We start from the raw sequence: 21,448 nt of genomic DNA on the forward strand, positions 1-21,448 counted from the left end.
CATGCGCTTCCATCTGATCGACCGCATCGACGTTCTCGAAGCCCACCGCGCGGTCACCGCCCGCAAGCTGACCTCCCACCAGGAGGATTTCTGGCGCGACGAGGGGCGCGGCCCCGAGATGCCGGCCCCGCTGGTCCTGGAGGCCCTGTGCCAGGCAGGCACCTGGCTGATCATGGGATCCACCGGGCTGCGCCGCCGGGCCGCGCTGCTGTCCGCCGACTCCGTCTCCTTCCAGGGGGCCGTGCGCCCCGGAGACGTCCTGGTCATGTCCGGCCGGGTGGAGTCGTTCGGGGACGACACCGCCGTGCTCAGCGGCACGGTCACGGCCGGCGGCCACACCGTGCTGAGCGCCGACGCGATCATGTGCGCCCTCATCCCCACCGAGGACCTGGAGGACCCGCAGGACGTACGGCGGATGTACGACCGGCTGACGCGCGGCGCCCGGATCACCGGCGGCGCGCTGAAGGAGGCCGCCGCATGAGGCGCGTGGCGATCACCGGCATCGGCGCGGTCACCCCCGTCGGCCTGGACGCGACCGCCACCTGGTCCGCCCTCGCCGCCGGGCGCAGCGGCGTGAGCCGCCTGGAGACCTTCGACGCGAGCACCTTCCCGGTCCGGATCGCCGGTCAGGTCAAGGGGTTTGTGCCGGAGCGGGCGCTGCCCGACCCGCGCGAGCGCAGGCATCTGTCCCGGGCCGCCCTGTTCGCGCTCGCCGCGACTCGCGAGGCGCTGCGCGACGCCGGAGACGGCTGGCAGGACACCGATCCGTACCGGCGCGGCGCGGCCGTCGGCGGCACGGTGGGCCGGCCCGAGCTGCAGGAGCTGGTGGACATGTCCCACCTGCTGGAGTCCACCGGGCAGCGGGAGTTCTACCGCCAGGCTCCCGGCGACGTCCTGCTCCGCGATCAGAACGTGGGCGCGGTGGCCGTCGCCCGCGCCGGCGGCTGCCAGGGCCCGCTGATCAGCGTGAGCACCGCGTGCGCCGGGTCGGCCCACGCCATCGGCGAGGCCTTCCGCCGGATCCAGGAGGGCGAGTGCCGGATGATGCTCGCCGGCGGCTTCGACGCGCTGACCACCTGGATGGACGTGGTGGGATTCTCCCTCCTGGGCGCCGTGACCGACCGCTGGAACCATGACCCGCGGCGCGCCTCCCGGCCCTTCGACGCCCAGCGCTCCGGCTTCGTCCTGGGCGAAGGCGCGGTCATCGCCGTCCTGGAGGACTGGGAGAGCGCCCGGGCGCGCGGCGCCCGCATCCACGCCGAGCTCCTCGGCTACGGCTCCACGCTCAACGCCTACCGCATCACCGACTCCCCGCCCGACGGCGGCGGAGCCATCGGAGCCATGCAGGACGCCCTCACCGAATCGCGCCTCGACCCGTCCGCCGTCGACTATGTGGCCGCTCACGGCACGGGCACCCCGGGGAACGACATCAGTGAGACCACCGCCATCAAGAAGGTGTTCGGCTCGCACGCCCGGGAGCTGTCGGTCAGCTCGCCCAAGTCCATGACCGGACACCTCACCTCGGCCGCGGCCGGGGTGAACCTCATCGCCGCGCTCGGCGCGCTGCGCGAGGGCGTGGTACCGCCCACGGTCAATCTCGACCACCCCGACCCCAAGCTCGACCTCGACTATGTGCCGAACGTGGCGCGCCGCCGCCCGGTGCGGGCCGCGCTGGTGAACGCCTTCGCTTTCGGCGGCACCAACGCGTCCTTCGTCCTCGGCCCCGGCGACGCGCGCCCCCGCGGCGGCACACGGTCCGAACAGGAAGGCAGGACAGCCGCATGACCGCGCTCGACGAGATCGTCGAGGTGTTCCCGGGGCTGCGGGCCACGGCATTCACCAGCGTCCCGCATACGCTCCCCCTCCTCGACACCCACTTCCCACGGTTTCCCGTGCTCCCCGGAGTTCTGATCCTCGACACCCTCGCCCAGGTCGCCGCCGTGGCCCTCGGGGCGGCCGGCGAGGGTCCGGAGCGATGGGGGCTCGCGGAGGCGCGGCGGATCCGCTTCCGCCACTACGTCACCCCCGGCGACCGGATGGAGACCACGGTGGACATTGCCGAGGTCACCGGGGACACCGCGCTGTGCACCGGCACCGTGCGGGTGGACGGCCGTCCGGTCACCACCGTGCGCGTCCTGCGCATGGCGCGCCGCGACCCGCAAGGCGCCCCGGCCACGAGCGAGGGGACACCGGCGTGAAGCGCGTTGTGATCACCGGCGTCGGGCTGCTCACGGCGCTCGGCAAGGGGCATCGGGAGACCTGGCGGGGGCTGCTGGAGGGACGGACCGGCATCGCGCCCATCCGGGGCTTCGACCCGGCCTCCTTCCGCACCCGGCTGGCCGCGGAGATCGAGGACTTCCAGCCCACCGAATACGCCCACCGGCGCGCCCTGCGCACCACGACCCGCAACGACCGGCTCGCCATCGCCGGTGCGGCCCTCGCCGTCCGGGACTCGGGCCTGGACTTCGCCGAGTACGACCCAGAACGGGCCGCGGCCTTCGTCGGCGGCAACAAGGAAATCTCCAACCCCGAGCACCTGCTGACCGGCAGCCTGGCCGCCCGCAGGCCCGACGGCCGGGCCGACCTCGCCCTGCTGGGCGAGCGGGCCTCGTCCGCCTTCTACCCGCTGTACTACGTGGAAGGGCTCCAATCCGCCGCGCTGTACCACCTCTCGGCCGCATACGGCCTCAAGGGGCCGAACGCCTACTTCCACGGGACGGCGGACGCCGGCGCCACCGCAATCGGGCGCGCCTACCGGTCCATCCGGCGCGGCGAGTCACAGGTGGCGCTCGCCGGCGGCTGCGATGACGCGGCCTCATGGTGGGTGACCTCCAAGATGGACGGCCTGGGAGTGCTCAGCACCCGCAATGACCTGGGCGCCCAGGCCTTCCGGCCGTACGACGCGGAGCGGTCCGGCTCCGTGCTCGGCGAGGGGGCCGCCTTCCTGGTGCTGGAGGAGCGTGAGGCGGCGCGCCGCCGCGGCGCCCACCTCTACGCCGAGATCCGCGGCTTCGGCTCCACGCTGGACAGTGCCCGGCTGCTCGCCCCCGTCGAGGACGGGGCGCCGCTCGCCGCGGCGATGAGCCACGCCCTGGGGGAGGCACGGACGCCGCCCGAGGACGTGGACTACGTCGCCACGCACGGCTGTGCCACCCGACTGGGCGACGCCAGCGAGGCGCGCGCCCTGCGGCGGACCTTCACCGCGCCGGAACACCGGCCGGTGGCCAGCAGCGTCAAGCCCGCGACCGGCCATCTGGTCGCCGCCGCCGGTGCGCTGAACGCCGCGGTGTGTGCGCTGGCCATCGACGGGGGCGCGGTGCCCCCGACGCTCCATCTCGACCGGCCCGACCCGGCCTGCCAGGGGCTGGACTGGGTCCCCGGACACGCCCGCGAACTGCCGGTGCGCCATGCGCTGGCGCTGGCGCGCGGCCTGGAAGGACAGCAGGTCGCCCTGGCACTCACCGCCCCGGGGGACCGGTGAGGAGCCGAGCCGACGACCGCGTCGGCAGCACAGCGGACAGCCGCACAACACAGAGCCGTACAGCGGGCAGCCGCACAGCAGACAAAGGAGAGGTGCCGGTGGCCAAGCGGAACAAACGGGGACCCGTGACGAGGGCCGTCACCACGGTGGCCGTGGTGGGCACCGGGGCGCTGACCTCCCAGGGGGCGGGAGCGGCGGCCCTGTGGGAAGGCGCGCGGGCCGGACGGGTCGCCATCAGGCCCGTCCAGCAGATCGACATGCGGGGGCTCGCCACCAAGCTGGGCGGCGAGGTCGAGGGGGCGCGGTCCGCGCCCCGCGGCTATCGCAGGCCCGAGGGCCACCGCGAGCGGGCGCTCGATTTGGCCCTGGCCGCCGCCGAGGAGGCGCTTGCCGCCCTGGCGGAGCTGCCCAAGGGAGCGGTGGCACCGACCCGGTTCGGGCTGGTGCTGGGCACCTGCAACGCCGGGCTGCTCTCCGCGCGGGCCTGGCTGGACGCGGCGCGCCAGGGCGCGGACCCCGACCCCAGGCTGCCGCTGCTGGCCACGCCCCAGGCACTCGCCGAGTCGGTGGCCGCGGCATACGGACTGCGCGGCCCGGTGCTCGCGGTCAACACCGCCTGCGCCTCCGGGGCGAACGCCATCGGGCTCGGCGCGGACCTGGTGCGACAGGGCCGGGCGGACGCGGTGCTGGCGGGGGGCACCGACGCCTTCTCGGATGTCGTCTTCGCCGGGTTCAACGCCTTGGAGTCGCTGTCGCCCGAGCCCGCCGCGCCGTACTCGGCCGACCGCCAGGGCCTCTCGCTGGGCGAGGGCAGCGGCATGGTGCTGCTGGTCTCCACCGAGTTCGCGGCGGCGCACGGACTGCGCCCGCTGGCCGAAGTGGCCGGCTACGGCCTGTCCGCCGACGGCTATCACGTCACCGCGCCACACCCGGAGGGCGCCGGAGCGGCCCGGGCGATCGGCTCGGCGCTGCGCCGGTCCGGTGTCGCACCCGAGGACATCGGCTATGTCAACGGCCATGGCACCGGCACGCCCAAGAACGACCCGGCGGAGTCCGCGGCCATCGCCCGGGCGCTCGGTGAGAGCGCCGCGCATATCCCGGTCAGCAGCACCAAGTCCGTCATCGGGCATCTGCTCGGCGCGGCGGGGGCGGTGGAGGCCATCGTCACCGCGCACGCACTGGACGAGCGGCTGGCCCCGCCCACCGCCGGATATACCCGGGCGGCCCCGGAGTGCCCGCTCGACTATGTGCCCGGCGCGGCGCGACCGCTGCACACCGATGCCGCGCTCTCCAACAACTTCGCCTTCGCCGGGGCCAACGCCGCCCTGGTGCTCACCCGCCCCGGCGCCCATACCCCACCCGTCCCCGACTGGGACCGTGTGGTGGTCACCGGCGTGTCCGTGCTCGGGCCGGCCGGCGACGGGGTCCGGGCGGCGCGCCGCGCGCTGCGCGACGGCCAGGAGGCGGGCTCCCTGGAGGGCGGGCTGAGGCTCGGCCGCGTGGCGCTGGGCGAGGAGGAGATCGCCCCGTATCTGACACGGCGCCAGCGCCGCCGGATGGACCGGCTCGCGGTGCTCTCCATCGTGGCGACCGCCAAGGCGCTGGCCGACTCCGGGCTGTCCGCCGACGAGAGCGTCGGGGTGGTCTTCGGCACCGGCACGGGCCCCATGGAGGCCATGGAGAAGTTCGTCCTTCCGCTGCTGGAGGAGGGCGCCGCGGCCGCCGACCCGAGCGTCTTCCCGAACACGGTCTACAACCAGGCCGCCGGACAGGTGGCCACCCACCTCGGGCTGCGGGGCCCCACCTCCACCCTGTCGGTGGGCCACGCCACCGGCGCGGCCGCCGTCGCGTACACCGCGGACCTGCTGGCCGCCGGACACGCGGACGCGCTGGTGTGCACGGTCGCCGACACGCTCACCGAGCAGGTCGCCCGCGCCTACACGGCCACCGGCGCGGCCTCCACACGCCCGCCCGGCGCACCGGCCGACGGCCGCTTCACCCTCGCCGAGGGCAGCGTGGCCCTGGTCATGGAGCGGCTCTCGGCGGCCCGGGCGCGCGGCGCCACGGTGCTCGGCGAAGTCCTGGGCCACGGCATGGCCTCCGACGCCAGCCGGGCCCGGCTGTGGGACCCGCGCGGCCGCGGTGTGGAGCTCGCCATACGCCGTGCGCTCGCTGACGCAGGCCTCGAGCCACGGGACGTGGGCGGGGTGTGGCTGTCGGCCGCGGGGCTGACCGCGGCCGACCGGGCAGAGTGCGCCGCCGTGGAGCGGGTGTTCGGCATCGGCGCCCCGCCGCCGAGCCATGCGCCCAAGAGCGTGCTGGGCGAGCCGATGGGGGTGGGTGGCGCGCTGTGCCTCGCGCTGTCCCTGTGGGCGGGGGACACCCGGCCCGCCGCCCCCGCGGTGGTCAACAGCTCCTCGCTCGGCGGCAGTCATGTCTCCCTGGTGGTCGCCGCGGGCGACCCGCACGGGACCGGTAACCCCGGGGGCCCGGACAACGACGAAGGAGTAACCCAGTGAAGCTCTCAGGACAGGTCGCTCTGGTGACCGGTGGTTCCCGCGGCATCGGTGCGGCGATCTGCCGCCGCCTCGCGGCGGAAGGGGCCTTGGTCGCTGTCAACTACCGCTCCTCCGAGGGCGAGGCCAAGGACGTGGTCCGCTCCATCGAGGAGGCCGGCGGCACCGCCCTGGCGGTCCGCGGCGATGTGTCCGAGCACGCCGAGGCCGCGGAGGTGGTACGGCGGGTCACCGAGGAACTGGGCGATCTGCACGTGCTGGTGAACAACGCCGGGGTCGCCAAGGACGCTCTCATCTACAACATGGCGCCGGACGACTGGCTGGACGTCATGCGGATCAACTTCGGCGGCGTCTTCAACTGCACCCAGGCGGCCCTGCCGCACTTCATGGCCAAGGGGGAGGGCGTCATCGTCAATGTGTCCTCGGTGATGGGGGAGCGCGGCTGGGTGGGGGAGTCCAACTACGCCGCGTCCAAGGGCGCGGTCAATGCCTTCACGCGCTGCTGCGCCATGGAATCGGCCCGCTTCGGCATCCGGGTGAACGCGGTGCTGCCCGGCTTCTCGCCCACCGAGCTGGTGGCGGGGCTCACGGAGGGGGCCACCGGCAAGGGGATCCGCCGGCAGATACCGCAGCGCAGGTTCGGATCGGTCGAGGAGATCGCCGACGTCGTGTGCTTTCTGGCGGGTCCCGAGTCGAGCTATATGACCGGCTCGCTGCTCACCGTGGACGGCGGGGCGATGACCGCGCTGGGCCTCGGACGTCCCAGTTAGTCCAGATGCTTCCCGGCCGGGTGTATCCGGGCCGGAGCGCGGCGGATCTGTAGGGGTGTGAGAGCGGGGGCGCCCGCGCCGAGGCGGTGCCCGGCCGCCCCGTGTCCCCCGCGCTGACCCACAGCACTCAACCGTCATTCGTCATTCAGCACAGGAGAGACCCTCACATGGACCGTACCCAGATCAGCGAATCCGTCCAGAAGGCCGTCGTCGAGGCGGTGGGCGCCGAGCCGGAGGAGGTCGTCCCCGAGGCCACCCTGCTCGACGAGCTCGGGGCCGAGTCGATCGACCTGCTCGACATCCTCTTCCGCCTGGAGCGCTCGATCGGCGTCAAGATCCAGGCCGCTCAGCTCGCCGAGTATGTCCAGGGAGGCATCCCGGACGACGAGTTCGGCGACGAGAACGAGATCATCACCGAGCGCGGGCTGGCGCAGCTCAAGCGTGTGATGCCGCAGATCGACATGGCCGAGCTGTCCGGCCGGCTCCAGGCCACCCAGGTCATGGGCCTGTTCACGGTGGACAACCTGGTCGATCTGGTGGTCGCCCAGGTCGAGGCCTCCGCCGCCACCGCGGCGGCGTGAGGGGCTCACGGTGACCGCGATCCACATCGTCGGGACCGGCGGCTACCAGCCGGGCGATCCCATACCCACCAGCGAGATCGCCCGGCTCGCCGGCCCACTGCCCGAGGATGTCCTCCAGGGCCTGTCCATCGAGCGCCGTTACTGGATGATCGACCCCGCGACCGGCGAACACCGGGAGAACAACTCGGACATGGCCTACAAGGCCGCCGTGCGGGCCCTGGACTCGGCGGGGATCGAGCCCGGCGAGATCGACCTGATCATCCTGGCCACCGGCACCCCGGACTACCCGCTGCCACCGCTGGTCAACTTCGTCCAGGACCGTCTGGGGCTGGAGCGGTGCGCGACGCTGGAGATCCGCTCGGGCGGCGCGGGCGTGGTGCAGGCCCTGGACATCGCGCGGATGTACCTGGCCGCCGGGGTGCACACCACCGCGCTGGTCATCGGCAGCGAGGCGATCTCGCCGGTGCTGGCTCCGATCTTCCTCGGCAAGGACCCCGAAGCCATCCGGATGCGCGACCGCATGCCGCTGTACATGTTCGGCGACGGGGCGGGAGCCATGGTGCTGCGGGCGCAGGACGGGCCCGGCGGGCTGCGCGGTGCGGCCTCCGCGTGCATCGGCGGCGGACGCAAGCCGGGCATCCACTCGGTCGGGGGCGGCACCCACGCCCCGATCCATGAGCAGCTGAAGGCCAAGCGGCTGGTCGACCTGAAGGTCGATGTCGTGGGGGCGGGCGACTTCACCCCGGTGATGGTGACCGAGGCGATCAGCGCCACGCTGGCCCGCGCCGGCCTGGCCGTGGACACGGTCGATCTGTGTCTGGTGCCGGAGGGCAATGTCGGCTGGATGCTCGACTCGCTGCGGGAGGCGGGCCTGGACACCACCGAGTGGAAGGCCCTCGACGGCAAGATCATCGACAGCCTCTCCACCATGGGGGCGGTCGGCTGCGCCGCGGTCCCGCTCTTCCTGGACGACGCATGGCGCACGGGCCGGGTCAAGCCCGGGGACCGGATCATGCTGGTCGGGGTGGAGAGCACCAAGTGGATCTACGCGGGCGCGGTCGTGGACTGGACAGCCGAGGCCCCGGCCTGACACCGCAAGCCGACGACACAGGGGGCGTGACACCATGGAGACCGCATCGGCTACCACATCGGCATCGCCGGGATTGCGATCCATCACCCAGCCGCAATTCCGGCATGTCATGGGCCAGTTCCTCACCGGTGTCACGATCGTGACGGCGCGGGCCGAGGACGGTCCGCACGGCACCACCGTCAACTCATTCGCCTCGCTGTCCCTCGACCCTCCGCTGATCATGATCTGTCTGCGGGCCGGCTCCCGCACCGGCGCGGTGGTCGCGACAGCCGGAGCGTTCACGGTGAACATCCTCAGCCGGGGCCAGGCCGAGCTCGGCGCTCGGTTCGCGGCCTCCGGCCGTCCGTCGGGCCATGAGGCGTTCGCCGGCATACCGCACCGTCTGGGCGCGAGCGGCGCACCGGTCCTCGCCGGCACGCTCGCGCACCTCGAATGCCGGGTCAGGGAGACGGTCACTGCGGGGGACCACACCCTCTTCATCGCCGAGGTGTTCGATCTCGGCGCGGGGCCGGAATTTCTGGACATTCCCCCGCTCGCCTTTCATCAGGGGCGCTTTCTCACCATTCCTTGACAGAGCGCGGGGGCCGTGCGGGACACCGCGCACGGCCCCCGTGTCTTTGCCTCGGCGTCACACCTCACATATCGATTGAGGAGTTCTCATGAGCGCGATCGCCTTTCTCTTTCCCGGCCAGGGTTCCCAGCGCGTGGGCATGGGACATGACCTCGTCGCGCGCCACCCGGAGCTGCTGGACCGCTACTACCGGCCGGCGGACGAACTGCTGGGGTTCCCGCTTTCCCGGCTGTGCTGGGAAGGCCCACTGGAAAAGCTGCGGGACACCCGTGTCACCCAGCCCGCTGTCTTTCTGACCAGCCTTGTCACCCTGGATGTGCTGCGCTCACGCGGCATCGAGCCGACGCTTGTCGCCGGGCACAGCCTGGGGGAGTACACGGCCCTGGTGTGCGCGGGCGTGCTCGACTGGCGCGACGCGCTGCGCCTGGTCCGGCGGCGGGGCGAGCTCATGGCCGCGGTCAACGAACGGACCCCGGGCGCGATGGCCGCGGTGATCGGGCTCGAAGCCCCGGTCGTGGAGAAGCTGTGCGCCTCGGTGGGCGCCGAGGAGGGCGGGGTGGTCGAGGTGGCCAACTACAACGACCCCGGGCAACTGGTGATCTCGGGCACCGCGGCCGCCGTCCGGGCGACGGCGGCCGCCGCGAAGGAGGCGGGCGCGCAGAAGGTGGTGATCCTCGATGTGGGCGCGCCCTTCCACTGCAGTCTGATGCGGGATGTCGAGGCCGCCTTCCGGGCCGACCTGGAGGCGGTCACCTTCCATGAGCCGCGCATTCCGGTCGTGGCCAATGTGACCGCCGGATATGTGTGTGGCGCTGACGGGGCGGCGGACGGGCTGCGCCGCCAGCTCGCCGGGTCGGTCCGCTGGACGGAGACCCTGGAGCGGCTGGCGGCGGACGGTGCCACGGCCTTTGTCGAAGTCGGACCGGGGAAAGTGCTCACCGGCTTCGCTCGTGCGACCCGGCCGGAGATTCCGCAGCACGCCACGCGTGACGCCCGCCAACTCGACCGGGTCATAAAGGCCCTGACGGGCAATGGTGCACCCGAACTCCCTGTTGTAGATTGAACCGCTGAATCTATCGGTGGTCGACAGGCGCGCCTTTAGGGCGCGCCCGCCGCCAGGGGAGAAGGAGTCGCAACCATGGATCACGAGCAAGCGGAAATGCTGGGACGCCTGTCCGATGCTCTCGGTCCGGTGCCGAAGAGTGTGCTGGAAAACGCGCAAGCGCTCTTCAGAGAAAACGCGTCTCGCCATCGTGATGCCGACGCGGATTCGGAAGACGTGGCGGTGGACCGGAAGGACCAGGCCCACGAGAGCCGGACGGCCCATGCTTCTCCTGCGTAGACCGCCGGCTCACGGCGAACGCCCGCAGACCGGCCGCCCTGATGCGGGAGGCGAGTACGGTGTCGCTCTTGTGGACGCGACCCTGATCCTGTAACAGCTTTTTCAAATGAGCCAGGCAGCGCGCACGCACCGGGCCCAGCGAGCCCCGCGGCATGCCGAGCGTCTCGCTGATCTCGTCGTACGACATGGGCGGGTCGGTCACCAGCAGCCCCAGAAGGGCCTGGCACTTCGGCGACAGCGCGCAGAACGCCGTCAGGACCTCGTCGTCGCGCTCGCGGGCCAGCGCGACATCCTCCGGCAGCTCCCCGGCGACCTCCGGGCGGTCGAACGCCTCGGTGCCGCCGACCGGGACGCTGCGCCCCGACTTCTCCAGATGCTTCAGGCTCTCCCGGCGGGCCGAGGTGGAAATCCACTGTGCCAGCCGCTCCGGCGACCGGAGCTTGTCCAGGTGCTGAACGACGCGGAGCCAGGTCGCCTGACTTACATCGCCGCAGTCGGCCGGGCTCAGCCGGTGCGAGCGGGCGATCGCCCAGATCAACGGCGCATACCGCTCCACGATCTGATTCCAGCAGTCCTGATCCCCGGCAAGACAGCCGTCCACCAGATCGTTCAATGACCGTGCGTACACGTATCCCCCCGTGAACTTTCTTTTTTGGCTCCCGGCTGAATGGGTTCGATCGCCATCCATTCCGCCGGTCCGCCGCGAGGTGACAGGAACTCAAATTCACCTCAGCTACGAGTGTTTACTATAGAGCGGCGGCGACTGCGCCTGTCAACCGTCTCCCGGGGGTTGTGGAAAGGTTGACTGGCGGGTAGCCAGTCTATGGTGGACGCGCCGGGGTGCGCGCCTCGGCGCGGAGTCCGATACATCGATCCGGGCGCGGTGCGGATTTCCTTTCGAATATGCGTCCGATGTATCTGAAGCTGACATTCCGCTATCTGCGGAGTGGGGCCACCGTGCCCGCCCACGACAGAGAGGAGCCACACGATGAGCGAGACCGTGAACGAGCGAGGCGGGATCCGTGTCGCGCGCCTGGAGGATGTGCAGCCTGGCGAGATGACGACGGTGGAAGTGGAAGGTGTCAGGGTGCTCCTGGCGAACGTCGGGGGGACGGTCCGTGCCCTGCGCGACCGCTGCTCGCATGAGGAAGCCCCCCTGTCGGAGGGCGAGTTGGAGGGGGAGACCGTGGTCTGCCCCTGGCACTTCAGCAGCTTCTGCCTCCGCACGGGCGAGGCGCTGGAGATGCCCGCGGTGGACCCCGTGGAGGCCTACGAGGTCCGAGTGGTGGACGGAGAGGTGTTCCTTTCTCGCCAGTGAACGTGGGGAACTGACGCGGGCGGCGTTCACTAAACGGAGGCGCTGTATCGTGTGCCTGAACGCCGGGTTTCTTGTCGAGCGGCGGAGTATCAGGGGAGTATCAGGGAGGGGGACGCGTGTCGCCAGGGGAAGCGCACGTCGCACCGTACTCACGGCGCGAGCGGCTGCGCATCGCGACCATCCGCGAGATCAAGGATGTCGCCCGGACGCTCCTGGTTCAGGAGGGCCCGGAGAATGTGACGATCCGGGCCATCGCCCGTGAGATGGGCATGACCGCGCCCGCCGTCTACCGCTACTTCAGCAGCCGTGACGCCCTGATCCTCCAGCTGCGCGTGGACATCTTCGCCGAGATGGCCCGTTATATGCGCGGGGTGATCGGGCGGCTTCCCGAGTCGGAGCCCGGCCGCGGGCTGATCGGCGGGGCGAGAGCGTTGCGTGTCTGGGCCATCAAGCACCCCCATGAGTTCGGGCTCATACTCGGCCCCTGGGCCCCCGGCCTGGGCCGGGAGGAGACCAAGCCCGACCGGAACATGGGCTGGGTCTTCGGCTCGGTGTTCTCCGATCTGATCTCGGACCTGTGGCGGGTGCGCGGTTTCCCCGCCCCCGCGGAGGAGGAGCTCGACCCCGGGCTCGTACGGGCGCTTGTCGAGCTCAGCGAGGACCAGGGCGTCGAGATGCCCCCGGGCGCGCTCGCCGTGATGCTCCGCTGCTGGGTGCGGCTGTACGGGGTGATCTCCATGGAGGCCCTCGGCCATATGTCGTTCGCCATGCCGGAGGGGAAGTCCTTCTTCGAGTTCGAGCTGCGCCACCTGTGCCTGATGCTGGACATCGAGGAGTTCTACGAGGAGGACACGGCGTAGGGAGCCAGGGGCCGCCCGGTGGATCACCTAGGGGATCACCTAGGGCCGCCTCGGGGTACACCGCGGCATATTTGTACACCGGGAGGCGTAAGCTGTACCGGTGTCCATCCGGACGCGCCGAACCTGTGTCGCTGTCCCCTGTGAGTGGGATATGGCGTCGAGCACCCTTGACGTGGCGGGCGCGGCGTGTCCGCATCGTGTCGGCCCTGGCAACCGGTGTAGAACGGGGGATGTGACGGCATTGGCTACCCGGCCCATCTCCAGCTCTCCCACAGGGCCCGGTCACCCGGGCCCGGGCGGAGACCTGGTCCTTGCCCGTACGCCTGGCTGTCCACGGTGACCGTGGAGGACGAGCGCAGCGGGTCCCATAGCACGTCCAGCGGTCCCCTCGACGGGCAGGCGGCCGCCCGGGCCGTACTCGACAAGGCCGCGCACGAGAACTTCCCCGTCGCCCCCTTCTTCCTTCCCCGCGCCTGGCGGGCCGACCTCATGGCGATCTACGGCTACGCCCGTCTGGTCGACGACATCGGCGACGGTGACCTTCCCCCCGGTGGCTCCGACGCCGAGCTGCTGGGCCTCCACCGCGACCGGGCCGGCGACCCGCTCGCGATGCTCGACGCGTTCGAGAACGACCTGTGGCGCGTCTTCGGCAACCCGGGCGGCGCAGCCGGCCCAGGCGGAGCGTCCCCGGACCCCCGCCATCCGCTGCTGCGCGCGCTGCGCCCCACGGTCCGCCGCCACCGGCTGCCCCCCGAGCCGTTCCTCGGCCTGATCGAGGCGAACCGGCAGGACCAGCGGGTGCGCCGGTACGCCACCTACGAGGACCTCCTCGGCTACTGCGAGCTGTCCGCCAACCCCGTGGGCCGCCTGGTGCTCGGCGTGACCGGCACCACCAGCCCCGAGCGGGTCCGCCGCTCCGACGCGATCTGCACCGCACTCCAGATCGTCGAACATCTGCAGGACGTCGCCGAGGACCTGCGCCGCGACCGCGTCTACCTCCCCGCCGAGGACATGAAGAGCTTCGGTGTGACCGAGGCCGATCTCGCCGCCCCCACGGCCGGTGCCCCGGTGCGCGCCCTGATCGCCCATGAGGCGGCCCGCGCCGAAACCCTGCTGAATGAAGGGACCCCCCTCGTGGGTAGCGTCCACGGCAGGCTCAAGTGGTTGCTCGCCGGGTTCGTGGCAGGGGGACGGGCCGCCCTGAGGGCGGTCGCGGCCGCGGGATACGACGTACTGCCTGGACCGCCCAGACCCACCAAGCTCAGCCTGCTGCGCGAGGTGGGGGCGACACTGCGAAGAGAGGGGTGAGCCGGACCGTGACCGGAGCTCCGCACGCGTCCGCACCAGTGCTCGCGGCGTACCGGTACTGCGAGGCCGTGACCGGGCAGCAGGCCCGTAACTTCGCGTACGGCATCAGGCTGCTGCCCACCGAGAAGCGCCGGGCGATGTCGGCGCTCTACGCCTTCTCGCGCCGTATCGACGACATCGGGGACGGCCGCCTGGACGCCGACGCCAAGCGGGCGCGGCTCACCGAGACCCGGGCCGTGCTCGAACGCATCGGGAACGGCGGGATCGAGGAGGACGACACCGATCCGGTCGCCGTCGCGCTCGCCCATGCCGCGCGCCGCTTTCCGATCCCGCTCGGCGGGCTCGACGAGCTGATCGACGGCGTCCAGATGGACGTGGCCGGCCAGACCTATGAGACCTGGGACGACCTCAAGGCCTACTGCCGCTGTGTCGCCGGCGCCATCGGGCGGCTCTCCCTCGGCGTCTTCGGCACCGTGAGCGCCCCCGGGGGGAGCGCGCGCGAGATCGAGCGCGCCGCCGAGTACGCCGATACGCTCGGCCTGGCCCTGCAGCTCACCAACATCCTCCGGGACATCCGCGAGGACGCCGCCGGCGGCCGCACCTATCTGCCCGCCGACGACCTCGCCAAGTTCGGCTGCCCCGCGGGCATCCACACCTCCGTCGCTCTCTCGGACGCCGACTTCACCGGACTGGTGCAGTTCGAGGTCCGGCGGGCCAGGGCCCTGTTCACCGAGGGCTACAAGCTGCTGCCGATGCTGGACCGCCGCAGCGGCGCCTGCGTGGCCGCCATGGCCGGCATCTACCGCAGACTCCTGGAACGCATCGCCCGCGACCCGACGGCGGTCCTGCGCGGCCGGGTCTCGCTCTCCGGCCGCGAGAAGGCGTACGTCGCCGTCCGCGGCCTGGCCGGGCTCGACGCCCGCGCCGCCGCACGCCGCGCCGCCGGGGGACGGTCATGACCCTCCCGGCGGACCCGCACCCGCACCCACGCCGCCCAAGCCCAAGCCCGCGCCCAAGCTCAGACCCTGGCCCCGCACCAGGCCACCGGGCCGGCCCCGGCCGGCCGGGTGGAGAGACGGCAGGCCGCCCCCTCGGGGCGGCCGCGCCGTCGCGGAAGCAGACAGGCGGTCCAGGCGCGGGCGGCGGCGGGTCGCGGGGCTCCGTGGCCGTCGTGGGCGGCGGGCTCGCGGGCACCACGGCGGCGCTCGCGCTCGCCGACGCCGGGCTGCGCGTGACGGTGCTGGAGGGCCGCCCCCGGCTGGGCGGGCTCGCCTTCTCCTTCCGCCGCCCGTCCCCCGTCGGCGAGCTGACCGTCGACAACGGCCAGCATGTGTATCTGCGCTGCTGCACCGCCTACCGGTGGTTTCTCGACCGGGTCGGCGGCTCCGGGCTCGCCCCGCTGCAGGACAGGCTCGAGGTGCCCGTCCTGGACGCCGACGGGCGGCCGGGGCGGCGGCTCGGCCGGCTGCGCCGCGCGGCCCTCCCCGTACCGCTGCACCTGGCCGCGAGCCTCGCCACCTACCCGCACCTCTCCCTTGCCGAGCGTGCCCAGGTGGGGCGCGCCGCGCTCGCTCTCGGCCGGCTCGACCCGGCCGACCCGGCCCTGGACGGGGTGGACTTCGCCGGCTGGCTGCGCCGCCACGGACAGTCGCCGCGCGCCGTGGAGGCGCTGTGGGACCTGGTCGGGGTCGCCACGCTCAACGCCACCGCCCGCGACGTCTCGCTCGGCCTGGCCGCCATGGTCTTCAAGACCGGGCTGCTCTCCCGCCCCGGCGCGGCCGACATCGGCTGGGCCCGCACCCCGCTCGGCGAGCTGCACGACACCCTGGCCCGCGCGGCCCTGGACGCCGCGGGCGTGGCCTGCGAGCTGCGCGCCAAGGTGACCGCCGTCAGCCGCACCGCCCAGGGCCGCTGGAGTGTGCACAGGGCAGGCGGCGCGCCGCTGGAGGCGGACGCGGTGGTGCTGGCCGTACCGCAGCGCGAGGCACACGCCCTGCTCCCCGAGGGCGCCCTGGACGCCCCGGACCGGCTGCTGCGCATCGGCACCGCACCGATCCTCAACATCCATGTGGTTTACGATCGCAAAGTCATGCGCCGCCCCTTCTTCGCCGCGATCGGCACCCCCGTCCAATGGGTCTTCGACCGTACCGACGCCTCCGGCCTGGCGAGGCTCCCCGGGGCGGGGGACAGCCAGTACCTGGCGCTGTCCCAGTCCGCGGCGCACCAGGAGATCGAGCTCCCGGCCGCCGAGCTGCGCGCCCGCTATCTGCCCGAGCTGGAGCGGCTGCTGCCCGCCGCCCGCGGCGCCGCGGTGCGCGACTTCTTCGTCACCCGGGAGCGCACCGCGACCTTCGCCCCCACCCCCGGCGTCGGGCGGCTGCGTCCCGACGCCCCCACGAACGCGCCCGGCCTGTACCTGGCCGGTGCGTGGACCGCCACCGGCTGGCCCGCGACCATGGAGGGCGCCGTGCGCAGCGGGCTGTCCGCCGCCCGCACGGCCCTGACCGACCTCGGCCGCCCGCAGCGCGACCCGCCCCCCGCCTCCGGCCGGGGGACCCCCAAGGAGGCGGCATGAGCACCACCACACAGAACCAAGGAGAGACCGTGACCCCGGCGATCCCAGCAGTCGACACCGCAGGCGTGATCGCGCTGCTCCAGCGCGGACGCACGCTTGCCACGCCGATGCTGCGCGCTGCCGTGGACCGGCTGGCTCCGCCCATGGACACCGTGGCCGCCTACCACTTCGGCTGGATCGACGCCGAGGGCCGCCCGGCCGCGGGTGACGGTGGCAAGGCCGTCCGCCCCGCCCTCGCGCTGCTGTCCGCCGAGGTGGCGGGCCAGGCCGCCGAGGTGGGGGTACCCGGCGCGGTCGCGGTGGAGCTGGTGCACAACTTCTCGCTGCTGCACGACGACCTGATGGACGGCGACGAGCAGCGCCGCCACCGCGACACCGTCTGGAAGGTGCACGGACCGGCGCAGGCCATCCTCGTCGGCGACGCGCTGTTCGCCCTGGCCGGCGAGATACTGCTCGAACTGGGCACGGTGGAGGCCGGGCGCGCCACCCGCCGGCTCACCTCCGCGACCCGCAAGCTCATCGACGGCCAGGCCCAGGACATCAGCTACGAGCACCGCGAGCGGGTCACCGTCGCCGAGTGCCTGGAGATGGAGGGCAACAAGACCGGCGCGCTGCTCGCCTGTGCCGCCTCCATCGGTGCGGTCCTCGGTGGCGCCGACGACCGCACCGCCGACACCCTGGAGCGGTACGGCTATCACCTCGGGCTCGCCTTCCAGGCCGTGGACGACCTGCTCGGCATCTGGGGCGACCCGGACGCCACGGGCAAGCAGACCTGGAGCGACCTGCGCCAGCGCAAGAAGTCGCTGCCGGTGGTGGCCGCCCTCGACGCGGGCGGGGAGGCCTCCGAGCGCCTCGCCCGGCTGCTCGCGGCCGACGCGAAGAAGACCGAGGCCGAGTTCGCCGACTTCGACGAGGAGGAGTTCGCCGCCCGCGCGGCCTTGATCGAGCAGGCCGGCGGCCGCGACTGGACCTCGCAGGAGGCCCGCCGACAGCACGCCACCGCTGTCGCGGCGCTCAGTCAGGTGGACATGGAGGATCGGGTCCGGGCGCAGCTCGTGGCGCTCGCCGATTTCGTCGTCGTACGAGAGAGATGATCGCTATCGACCGCATATAGCTCGCAGTCGCCGGCCGGCACCCAGCCGGGGTGCCGGCCGACGGAAGCCCCACGACGGCAGAGATCTCACACTGCAAAAGGGGAAGCCATGACAGCGACAACCGTCCATCCGCCCGAGCCCCTCGAACCCGCGACCTTAAGCCTTGCCCGGGAGGCCACGGCCCGGGCCACCCGCCACCTGTTGGACCGTCAGGACGAACAGGGCTGGTGGAAGGGCGACCTGGAGACCAATGTCACCATGGACGCCGAAGACCTGATGCTCCGCCAGTTCCTCTCCATCCAGGACCCGGCCACGCTCGAGGCCGCCGCCCGCCACCTCCGCTCCGAGCAGCGCGAGGACGGCACCTGGGCCACCTTCCACGGCGGCCCCCCGGAGCTCTCCGCCACCATCGAGGCGTACGTCGGTCTGCGGCTGGCCGGAGACCGGCCCGACGCGCCCCATATGGCCGCCGCCTCCGCGTGGGTGCGCGAGCGCGGTGGGATCGCCGGCAGCCGGGTGTTCACCCGCATCTGGCTGGCGCTGTTCGGCTGGTGGAAGTGGGAGGACCTGCCCGAGCTGCCGCCGGAGATCATCTACTTGCCGAAGTGGCTGCCGCTCAACATCTACGACTTCGGCTGCTGGGCGCGGCAGACCATCGTGCCGCTCACCGTCGTCTCGGCCAAGCGCCCCGTCCGGCCCGCGCCCTTCCCCCTCGACGAACTCCACATCGACCCCCGGCGGCCCAACCCGCGCCGGCCCGCCCGCCTCGCCTCCTGGGACGGCGCCTTCCAGCGCCTGGACCGGGCGCTGCACGCGTACCACAAGGTGGCGGTCCGGCCGCTGCGCCGGGCCGCGCTGCGATCCTGTGCGCGCTGGATCGTCGAGCGGCAGGAGAACGACGGCTGCTGGGGCGGCATCCAGCCGCCCGCCGTGTACTCCCTGATCGCCCTGCACCTCCTCGGCTACGACCTCGACCACCCCGTGATGCGCGCAGGGCTGGCCTCCCTGGACCGCTTCGCGGTGTGGCGCGAGGACGGCAGCCGGATGGTCGAGGCCTGCCAGTCACCGGTCTGGGACACCTGTCTGGCCACCATCGCGCTCGCCGACGCCGGGCTGGCCCCGGACCACCCCGCGCTGGTCAAGGCCGCGGACTGGATGCTCGACGAGCAGGTCACCCGGCCCGGCGACTGGTCGGTGCGGCGCCCCGGGCTGCCCTCCGGCGGCTGGGCGTTCGAATTCCACAACGACAACTACCCCGACACCGACGACACCGCCGAGGTCATCCTGGCGCTGCGCCGGGTGCGCCACCCCGACCCCGAGCGGGTCGAGGCGGCCGTACGGCGCGGGACGCGCTGGACGCTCGGCATGCAGTCCAGCGACGGCGCGTGGGGCGCCTTCGACGTCGACAACACCAGCCGGCTGCCCAACCGGCTGCCGTTCTGCGACTTCGGGGAGGTCATCGACCCGCCGTCCGCCGATGTCACCGCGCATGTCGTCGAAATGCTCGCCCACGAGGGCAGGGCCCAGGACCCGGCCACCCGGCGCGGCGTCGCCTGGCTGCTGGCCGAGCAGGAGGCGGACGGATCCTGGTTCGGCCGCTGGGGGACGAACTACGTCTACGGCACCGGCTCCGTCGTCCCGGCGCTGGTGGCCGCCGGGGTTCCCGGCTCGCACCCGGCGATCCGCCGCGCCGTCCGCTGGCTGGAGAGCGTCCAGAACGAGGACGGCGGCTGGGGCGAGGACCAGCGTTCCTACCCCGACCGGCAGTGGGCCGGACGGGGCGCGTCCACCGCCTCGCAGACCGCATGGGCGCTGTTGGCCCTGCTGGCGGCGGGGGAGCGGGAGAGCAAGGCGGTCGAGCGCGGGGTCACCTGGCTGGCCGAGACCCAAGAGGACGACGGGTCCTGGGACGAGCCGTATTTCACCGGCACCGGCTTCCCCTGGGACTTCTCCATCAACTACCACCTGTACCGGCAGGTCTTCCCGGTCACCGCGCTGGGACGATACGTCAACGGCGAGCCCGCCGTGGCCCGGCCGCGGAGGTCGTGATGGCCCCCGGCCCGGCCCCGCACCAGGGCCAGGCGCCGCTGCTGATCGTCTGTGCGCTCGGCATCGAGCGGTTCGCCCTGCGCGGCGGCGACTTCGGCGGGACCGCCGGACCGGTGACCGTACTGCGCACCGGCATGGGGCCGCAGGCCGCCGAGCGGGCGGTGACACGCGCGCTCGCCGAGAGCGGCCCGCGCGGCGGGGGCGCGGCCGGCGCCGCCGTCATCGCCACCGGCTTCTGCGCCGGTCTCGCCCCCGGGATGCACCCGGGCGACCTGGTGGTGGCCGACGAGACCCGGGACGGTGCGGGCCGCACGCCGTGCACCGGCACCGCGGTCCTCGCCGACGCGCTCACCCGTCTGGCGCGGGCCGGACCCGGGCGCGCCGTCCACACCGGACCGCTTGCCGGCTCCGGTCATGTCGTACGGGGCACCGAGCGGGCCCGGCTGCACGCCACCGGCGCGATCGCGGTGGACATGGAATCCGTCGTGACGCTCCGGAGCGCCGTGGCGGCCGGGGTACGTCCGGTTGCGGCCGTACGAGTGGTCGTGGACGCTCCTGAACATGAACTCGTCCGTATCGGAACACTGCGCGGGGGAATATCGGCATTCCGCGTACTACGCACCATCCTTCCCGCTTTCTTTACCTGGCACCGTTCTTCGCTGCTCCCAGGAGGTGAGCTAGATGGCCATGCCGCTCCGTCAGACCATCCGGGTCGCGACATATCTCTTCGACCAGAAAGTGATCAAGCGTCGTGACAAGTTTCCGCTGATTGTCGAGCTTGAGCCGTTGTACGCCTGCAACCTGAAATGCGAGGGATGCGGAAAGATCCAGCACCCCGCCGGCGTGCTGAAGCAGCGGATGCCGGTCGCCCAGGCAGTGGGCGCGGTGCTGGAGTCCGGTGCGCCGATGGTGTCCATCGCGGGCGGTGAGCCCCTGATGCACCCGCAGATCGACGAGATCGTACGGCAGCTGGTGGAGCGCCGGAAATATGTCTTCCTGTGCACCAACGCCATGCTGCTGCGCAAGAAGATCCACAAGTTCAAGCCCTCTCCCTATTTCGCTTTCGCGGTGCACATCGACGGGCTGCGTGAGCGGCACGACGAGTCGGTCGCCAAGGAGGGGGTGTTCGACGAGGCGGTCGAGGCCATCAAGGAGGCGCAGCGGCGCGGCTTCCGGGTGACCACCAATTCCACCTTCTTCAATACCGACACCCCGCAGACCGTCGTCGAGGTGCTCAACTTCCTCAACGACGAGCTCAAGGTGGACGAGATGATGATCTCGCCCGCCTACGCCTACGAGAAGGCGCCCGACCAGGAACACTTCCTCGGGGTCGAGCAGACCCGCGAGCTGTTCAAGAAGGCCTTCGCGGGTGGCAACCGGCGGCGCTGGCGCCTCAACCACAGCCCGCTGTTCCTGGACTTCCTGGAGGGCAAGACCGACTTTCCCTGCACCGCGTGGGGCATCCCCAACTACTCGCTCTTCGGCTGGCAGCGCCCCTGCTACCTGATGGCCGACGGATACGTTCCCACCTACCGTCAGCTCGTCGAGGAGACCGACTGGGAGAAGTACGGCCGCGGCAAGGACCCGCGCTGCGACAACTGCATGGCCCACTGCGGCTATGAGCCGACCGCCGTGCTGGCCACGATGGGCTCTCTCAAGGAGTCGCTGCGCGCGGCCCGCGAGACGGCCTCGGGAAGTCGCGGGTGACGTGATGACCTCAGCGGGGATCGATCTGGGGCTTCCCTCGGTGCCGCCCCGGCCTCTGGCGGCGCGCCGTGTCTCGCGGCGCCTGCGGGTCGGGTCGGTGGCGGTGGGCGGGGACGCGCCGGTGTCGGTGCAGTCGATGACGACGACGGTGACGGCGGATGTGGGTGCGACGCTGCAGCAGATCGC

Annotated in this window: 21 protein-coding genes; 20 read left to right on the top strand and 1 reads right to left on the bottom strand. The window is 72.3% G+C overall.

All coding sequences use genetic code 11. From position 1 onward, the window contains the following. Window position 1: 1 nt before the first annotated feature. From PV419_RS44270 to fabD, 10 genes are all read left to right on the top strand, one after another. Window positions 2-481, top strand: a complete 480-nt coding sequence (locus PV419_RS44270) for a hotdog domain-containing protein (protein ID WP_319698823.1) — start codon at window positions 2-4, stop codon at window positions 479-481. Further along, entirely contained in the window at window positions 478-1,785 is a 1,308-nt protein-coding gene (locus PV419_RS44275) for a beta-ketoacyl-[acyl-carrier-protein] synthase family protein (RefSeq protein WP_319698825.1), read from the top strand. Before PV419_RS44270 ends, PV419_RS44275 begins: the two co-directional genes overlap by 4 nt. Then, entirely contained in the window at window positions 1,782-2,198 is a 417-nt protein-coding gene (locus tag PV419_RS44280; RefSeq protein ID WP_319698826.1) for a hydroxymyristoyl-ACP dehydratase, read from the top strand. Before PV419_RS44275 ends, PV419_RS44280 begins: the two co-directional genes overlap by 4 nt. Further along, complete coding sequence (locus tag PV419_RS44285; protein ID WP_319698828.1) at window positions 2,195-3,481, top strand: beta-ketoacyl-[acyl-carrier-protein] synthase family protein; 1,287 nt, start codon at window positions 2,195-2,197, stop codon at window positions 3,479-3,481. Before PV419_RS44280 ends, PV419_RS44285 begins: the two co-directional genes overlap by 4 nt. 98 nt (window positions 3,482-3,579) lie before the next feature. Then, window positions 3,580-6,000, top strand: a complete 2,421-nt coding sequence (locus tag PV419_RS44290; RefSeq protein WP_319698829.1) for a beta-ketoacyl-[acyl-carrier-protein] synthase family protein — start codon at window positions 3,580-3,582, stop codon at window positions 5,998-6,000. Continuing rightward, window positions 5,997-6,767, top strand: a complete 771-nt coding sequence (locus tag PV419_RS44295; protein WP_319698831.1) for a 3-oxoacyl-ACP reductase family protein — start codon at window positions 5,997-5,999, stop codon at window positions 6,765-6,767. The genes PV419_RS44290 and PV419_RS44295 overlap by 4 nt, the downstream gene beginning before the upstream one ends. 167 nt (window positions 6,768-6,934) lie before the next feature. Continuing rightward, on the top strand, window positions 6,935-7,348 hold the full coding sequence (locus PV419_RS44300) for an acyl carrier protein (RefSeq protein WP_319698834.1): 414 nt from the start codon (window positions 6,935-6,937) through the stop codon (window positions 7,346-7,348). Between the two features lie 10 nt (window positions 7,349-7,358). Further along, window positions 7,359-8,438: a 3-oxoacyl-ACP synthase III family protein gene (locus PV419_RS44305; protein WP_319698836.1), complete on the top strand. Its 1,080-nt coding sequence runs from the start codon at window positions 7,359-7,361 to the stop codon at window positions 8,436-8,438. A 73-nt stretch (window positions 8,439-8,511) separates the two neighbouring features. After that, entirely contained in the window at window positions 8,512-9,009 is a 498-nt protein-coding gene (locus tag PV419_RS44310; RefSeq protein ID WP_319698837.1) for a flavin reductase family protein, read from the top strand. An 88-nt stretch (window positions 9,010-9,097) separates the two neighbouring features. Next, the gene (gene fabD / locus PV419_RS44315; protein ID WP_319698839.1) at window positions 9,098-10,072 is read left to right on the top strand and encodes an ACP S-malonyltransferase; all 975 of its coding nucleotides are present in this window, start codon (window positions 9,098-9,100) and stop codon (window positions 10,070-10,072) included. 166 nt (window positions 10,073-10,238) lie between these two features. Here the strand turns inward: fabD and PV419_RS44320 are convergent, their stop codons facing one another. Further along, window positions 10,239-10,979 carry a sigma-70 family RNA polymerase sigma factor gene (locus PV419_RS44320; protein WP_319698864.1) on the bottom strand — a complete coding sequence of 247 codons (741 nt, stop codon included), beginning with the start codon at window positions 10,977-10,979 and terminating at the stop codon, window positions 10,239-10,241. A 360-nt stretch (window positions 10,980-11,339) separates the two neighbouring features. Here PV419_RS44320 and PV419_RS44325 point away from each other — a divergent pair, with 360 nt between their 5' ends. From PV419_RS44325 to PV419_RS44370, 10 genes are all read left to right on the top strand, one after another. Further along, on the top strand, window positions 11,340-11,669 hold the full coding sequence (locus PV419_RS44325) for a non-heme iron oxygenase ferredoxin subunit (protein WP_319698841.1): 330 nt from the start codon (window positions 11,340-11,342) through the stop codon (window positions 11,667-11,669). A 116-nt stretch (window positions 11,670-11,785) separates the two neighbouring features. Further along, the gene (locus tag PV419_RS44330) at window positions 11,786-12,529 is read left to right on the top strand and encodes a TetR/AcrR family transcriptional regulator (RefSeq protein WP_319698843.1); all 744 of its coding nucleotides are present in this window, start codon (window positions 11,786-11,788) and stop codon (window positions 12,527-12,529) included. A gap of 342 nt (window positions 12,530-12,871) precedes the next feature. Next, the gene (gene hpnC, locus PV419_RS44335; protein ID WP_319698865.1) at window positions 12,872-13,837 is read left to right on the top strand and encodes a squalene synthase HpnC; all 966 of its coding nucleotides are present in this window, start codon (window positions 12,872-12,874) and stop codon (window positions 13,835-13,837) included. Next, complete coding sequence (gene hpnD, locus PV419_RS44340) at window positions 13,834-14,796, top strand: presqualene diphosphate synthase HpnD (RefSeq protein WP_319698845.1); 963 nt, start codon at window positions 13,834-13,836, stop codon at window positions 14,794-14,796. The genes hpnC and hpnD overlap by 4 nt, the downstream gene beginning before the upstream one ends. A 203-nt stretch (window positions 14,797-14,999) precedes the next feature. Next, window positions 15,000-16,412, top strand: a complete 1,413-nt coding sequence (gene hpnE, locus PV419_RS44345) for a hydroxysqualene dehydroxylase HpnE (protein WP_319698846.1) — start codon at window positions 15,000-15,002, stop codon at window positions 16,410-16,412. Further along, a complete protein-coding gene (locus PV419_RS44350) occupies window positions 16,409-17,506 on the top strand; it encodes a polyprenyl synthetase family protein (RefSeq protein WP_319698848.1) in 1,098 nt (365 codons plus the stop codon). The genes hpnE and PV419_RS44350 overlap by 4 nt, the downstream gene beginning before the upstream one ends. Before the next feature lie 108 nt (window positions 17,507-17,614). Then, window positions 17,615-19,555: a squalene--hopene cyclase gene (gene shc, locus PV419_RS44355; RefSeq protein WP_319698850.1), complete on the top strand. Its 1,941-nt coding sequence runs from the start codon at window positions 17,615-17,617 to the stop codon at window positions 19,553-19,555. After that, window positions 19,555-20,310, top strand: coding sequence for a 1-hydroxy-2-methyl-2-butenyl 4-diphosphate reductase (locus tag PV419_RS44360; RefSeq protein ID WP_319698852.1), 756 nt, complete (start codon window positions 19,555-19,557; stop codon window positions 20,308-20,310). Before shc ends, PV419_RS44360 begins: the two co-directional genes overlap by 1 nt. Continuing rightward, window positions 20,237-21,262 carry an adenosyl-hopene transferase HpnH gene (gene hpnH / locus PV419_RS44365; protein ID WP_319698854.1) on the top strand — a complete coding sequence of 342 codons (1,026 nt, stop codon included), beginning with the start codon at window positions 20,237-20,239 and terminating at the stop codon, window positions 21,260-21,262. Before PV419_RS44360 ends, hpnH begins: the two co-directional genes overlap by 74 nt. 4 nt (window positions 21,263-21,266) lie before the next feature. Continuing rightward, the coding region (locus PV419_RS44370; RefSeq protein ID WP_319698856.1) for a flavodoxin-dependent (E)-4-hydroxy-3-methylbut-2-enyl-diphosphate synthase at window positions 21,267-21,448 on the top strand (182 nt) is incomplete at its 3' end.

The sequence above is a fragment of the Streptomyces sp. ME19-01-6 genome, from assembly GCF_033793745.1.
In the GTDB taxonomy this organism is placed as follows: Bacteria; Actinomycetota; Actinomycetes; order Streptomycetales; family Streptomycetaceae; genus Streptomyces.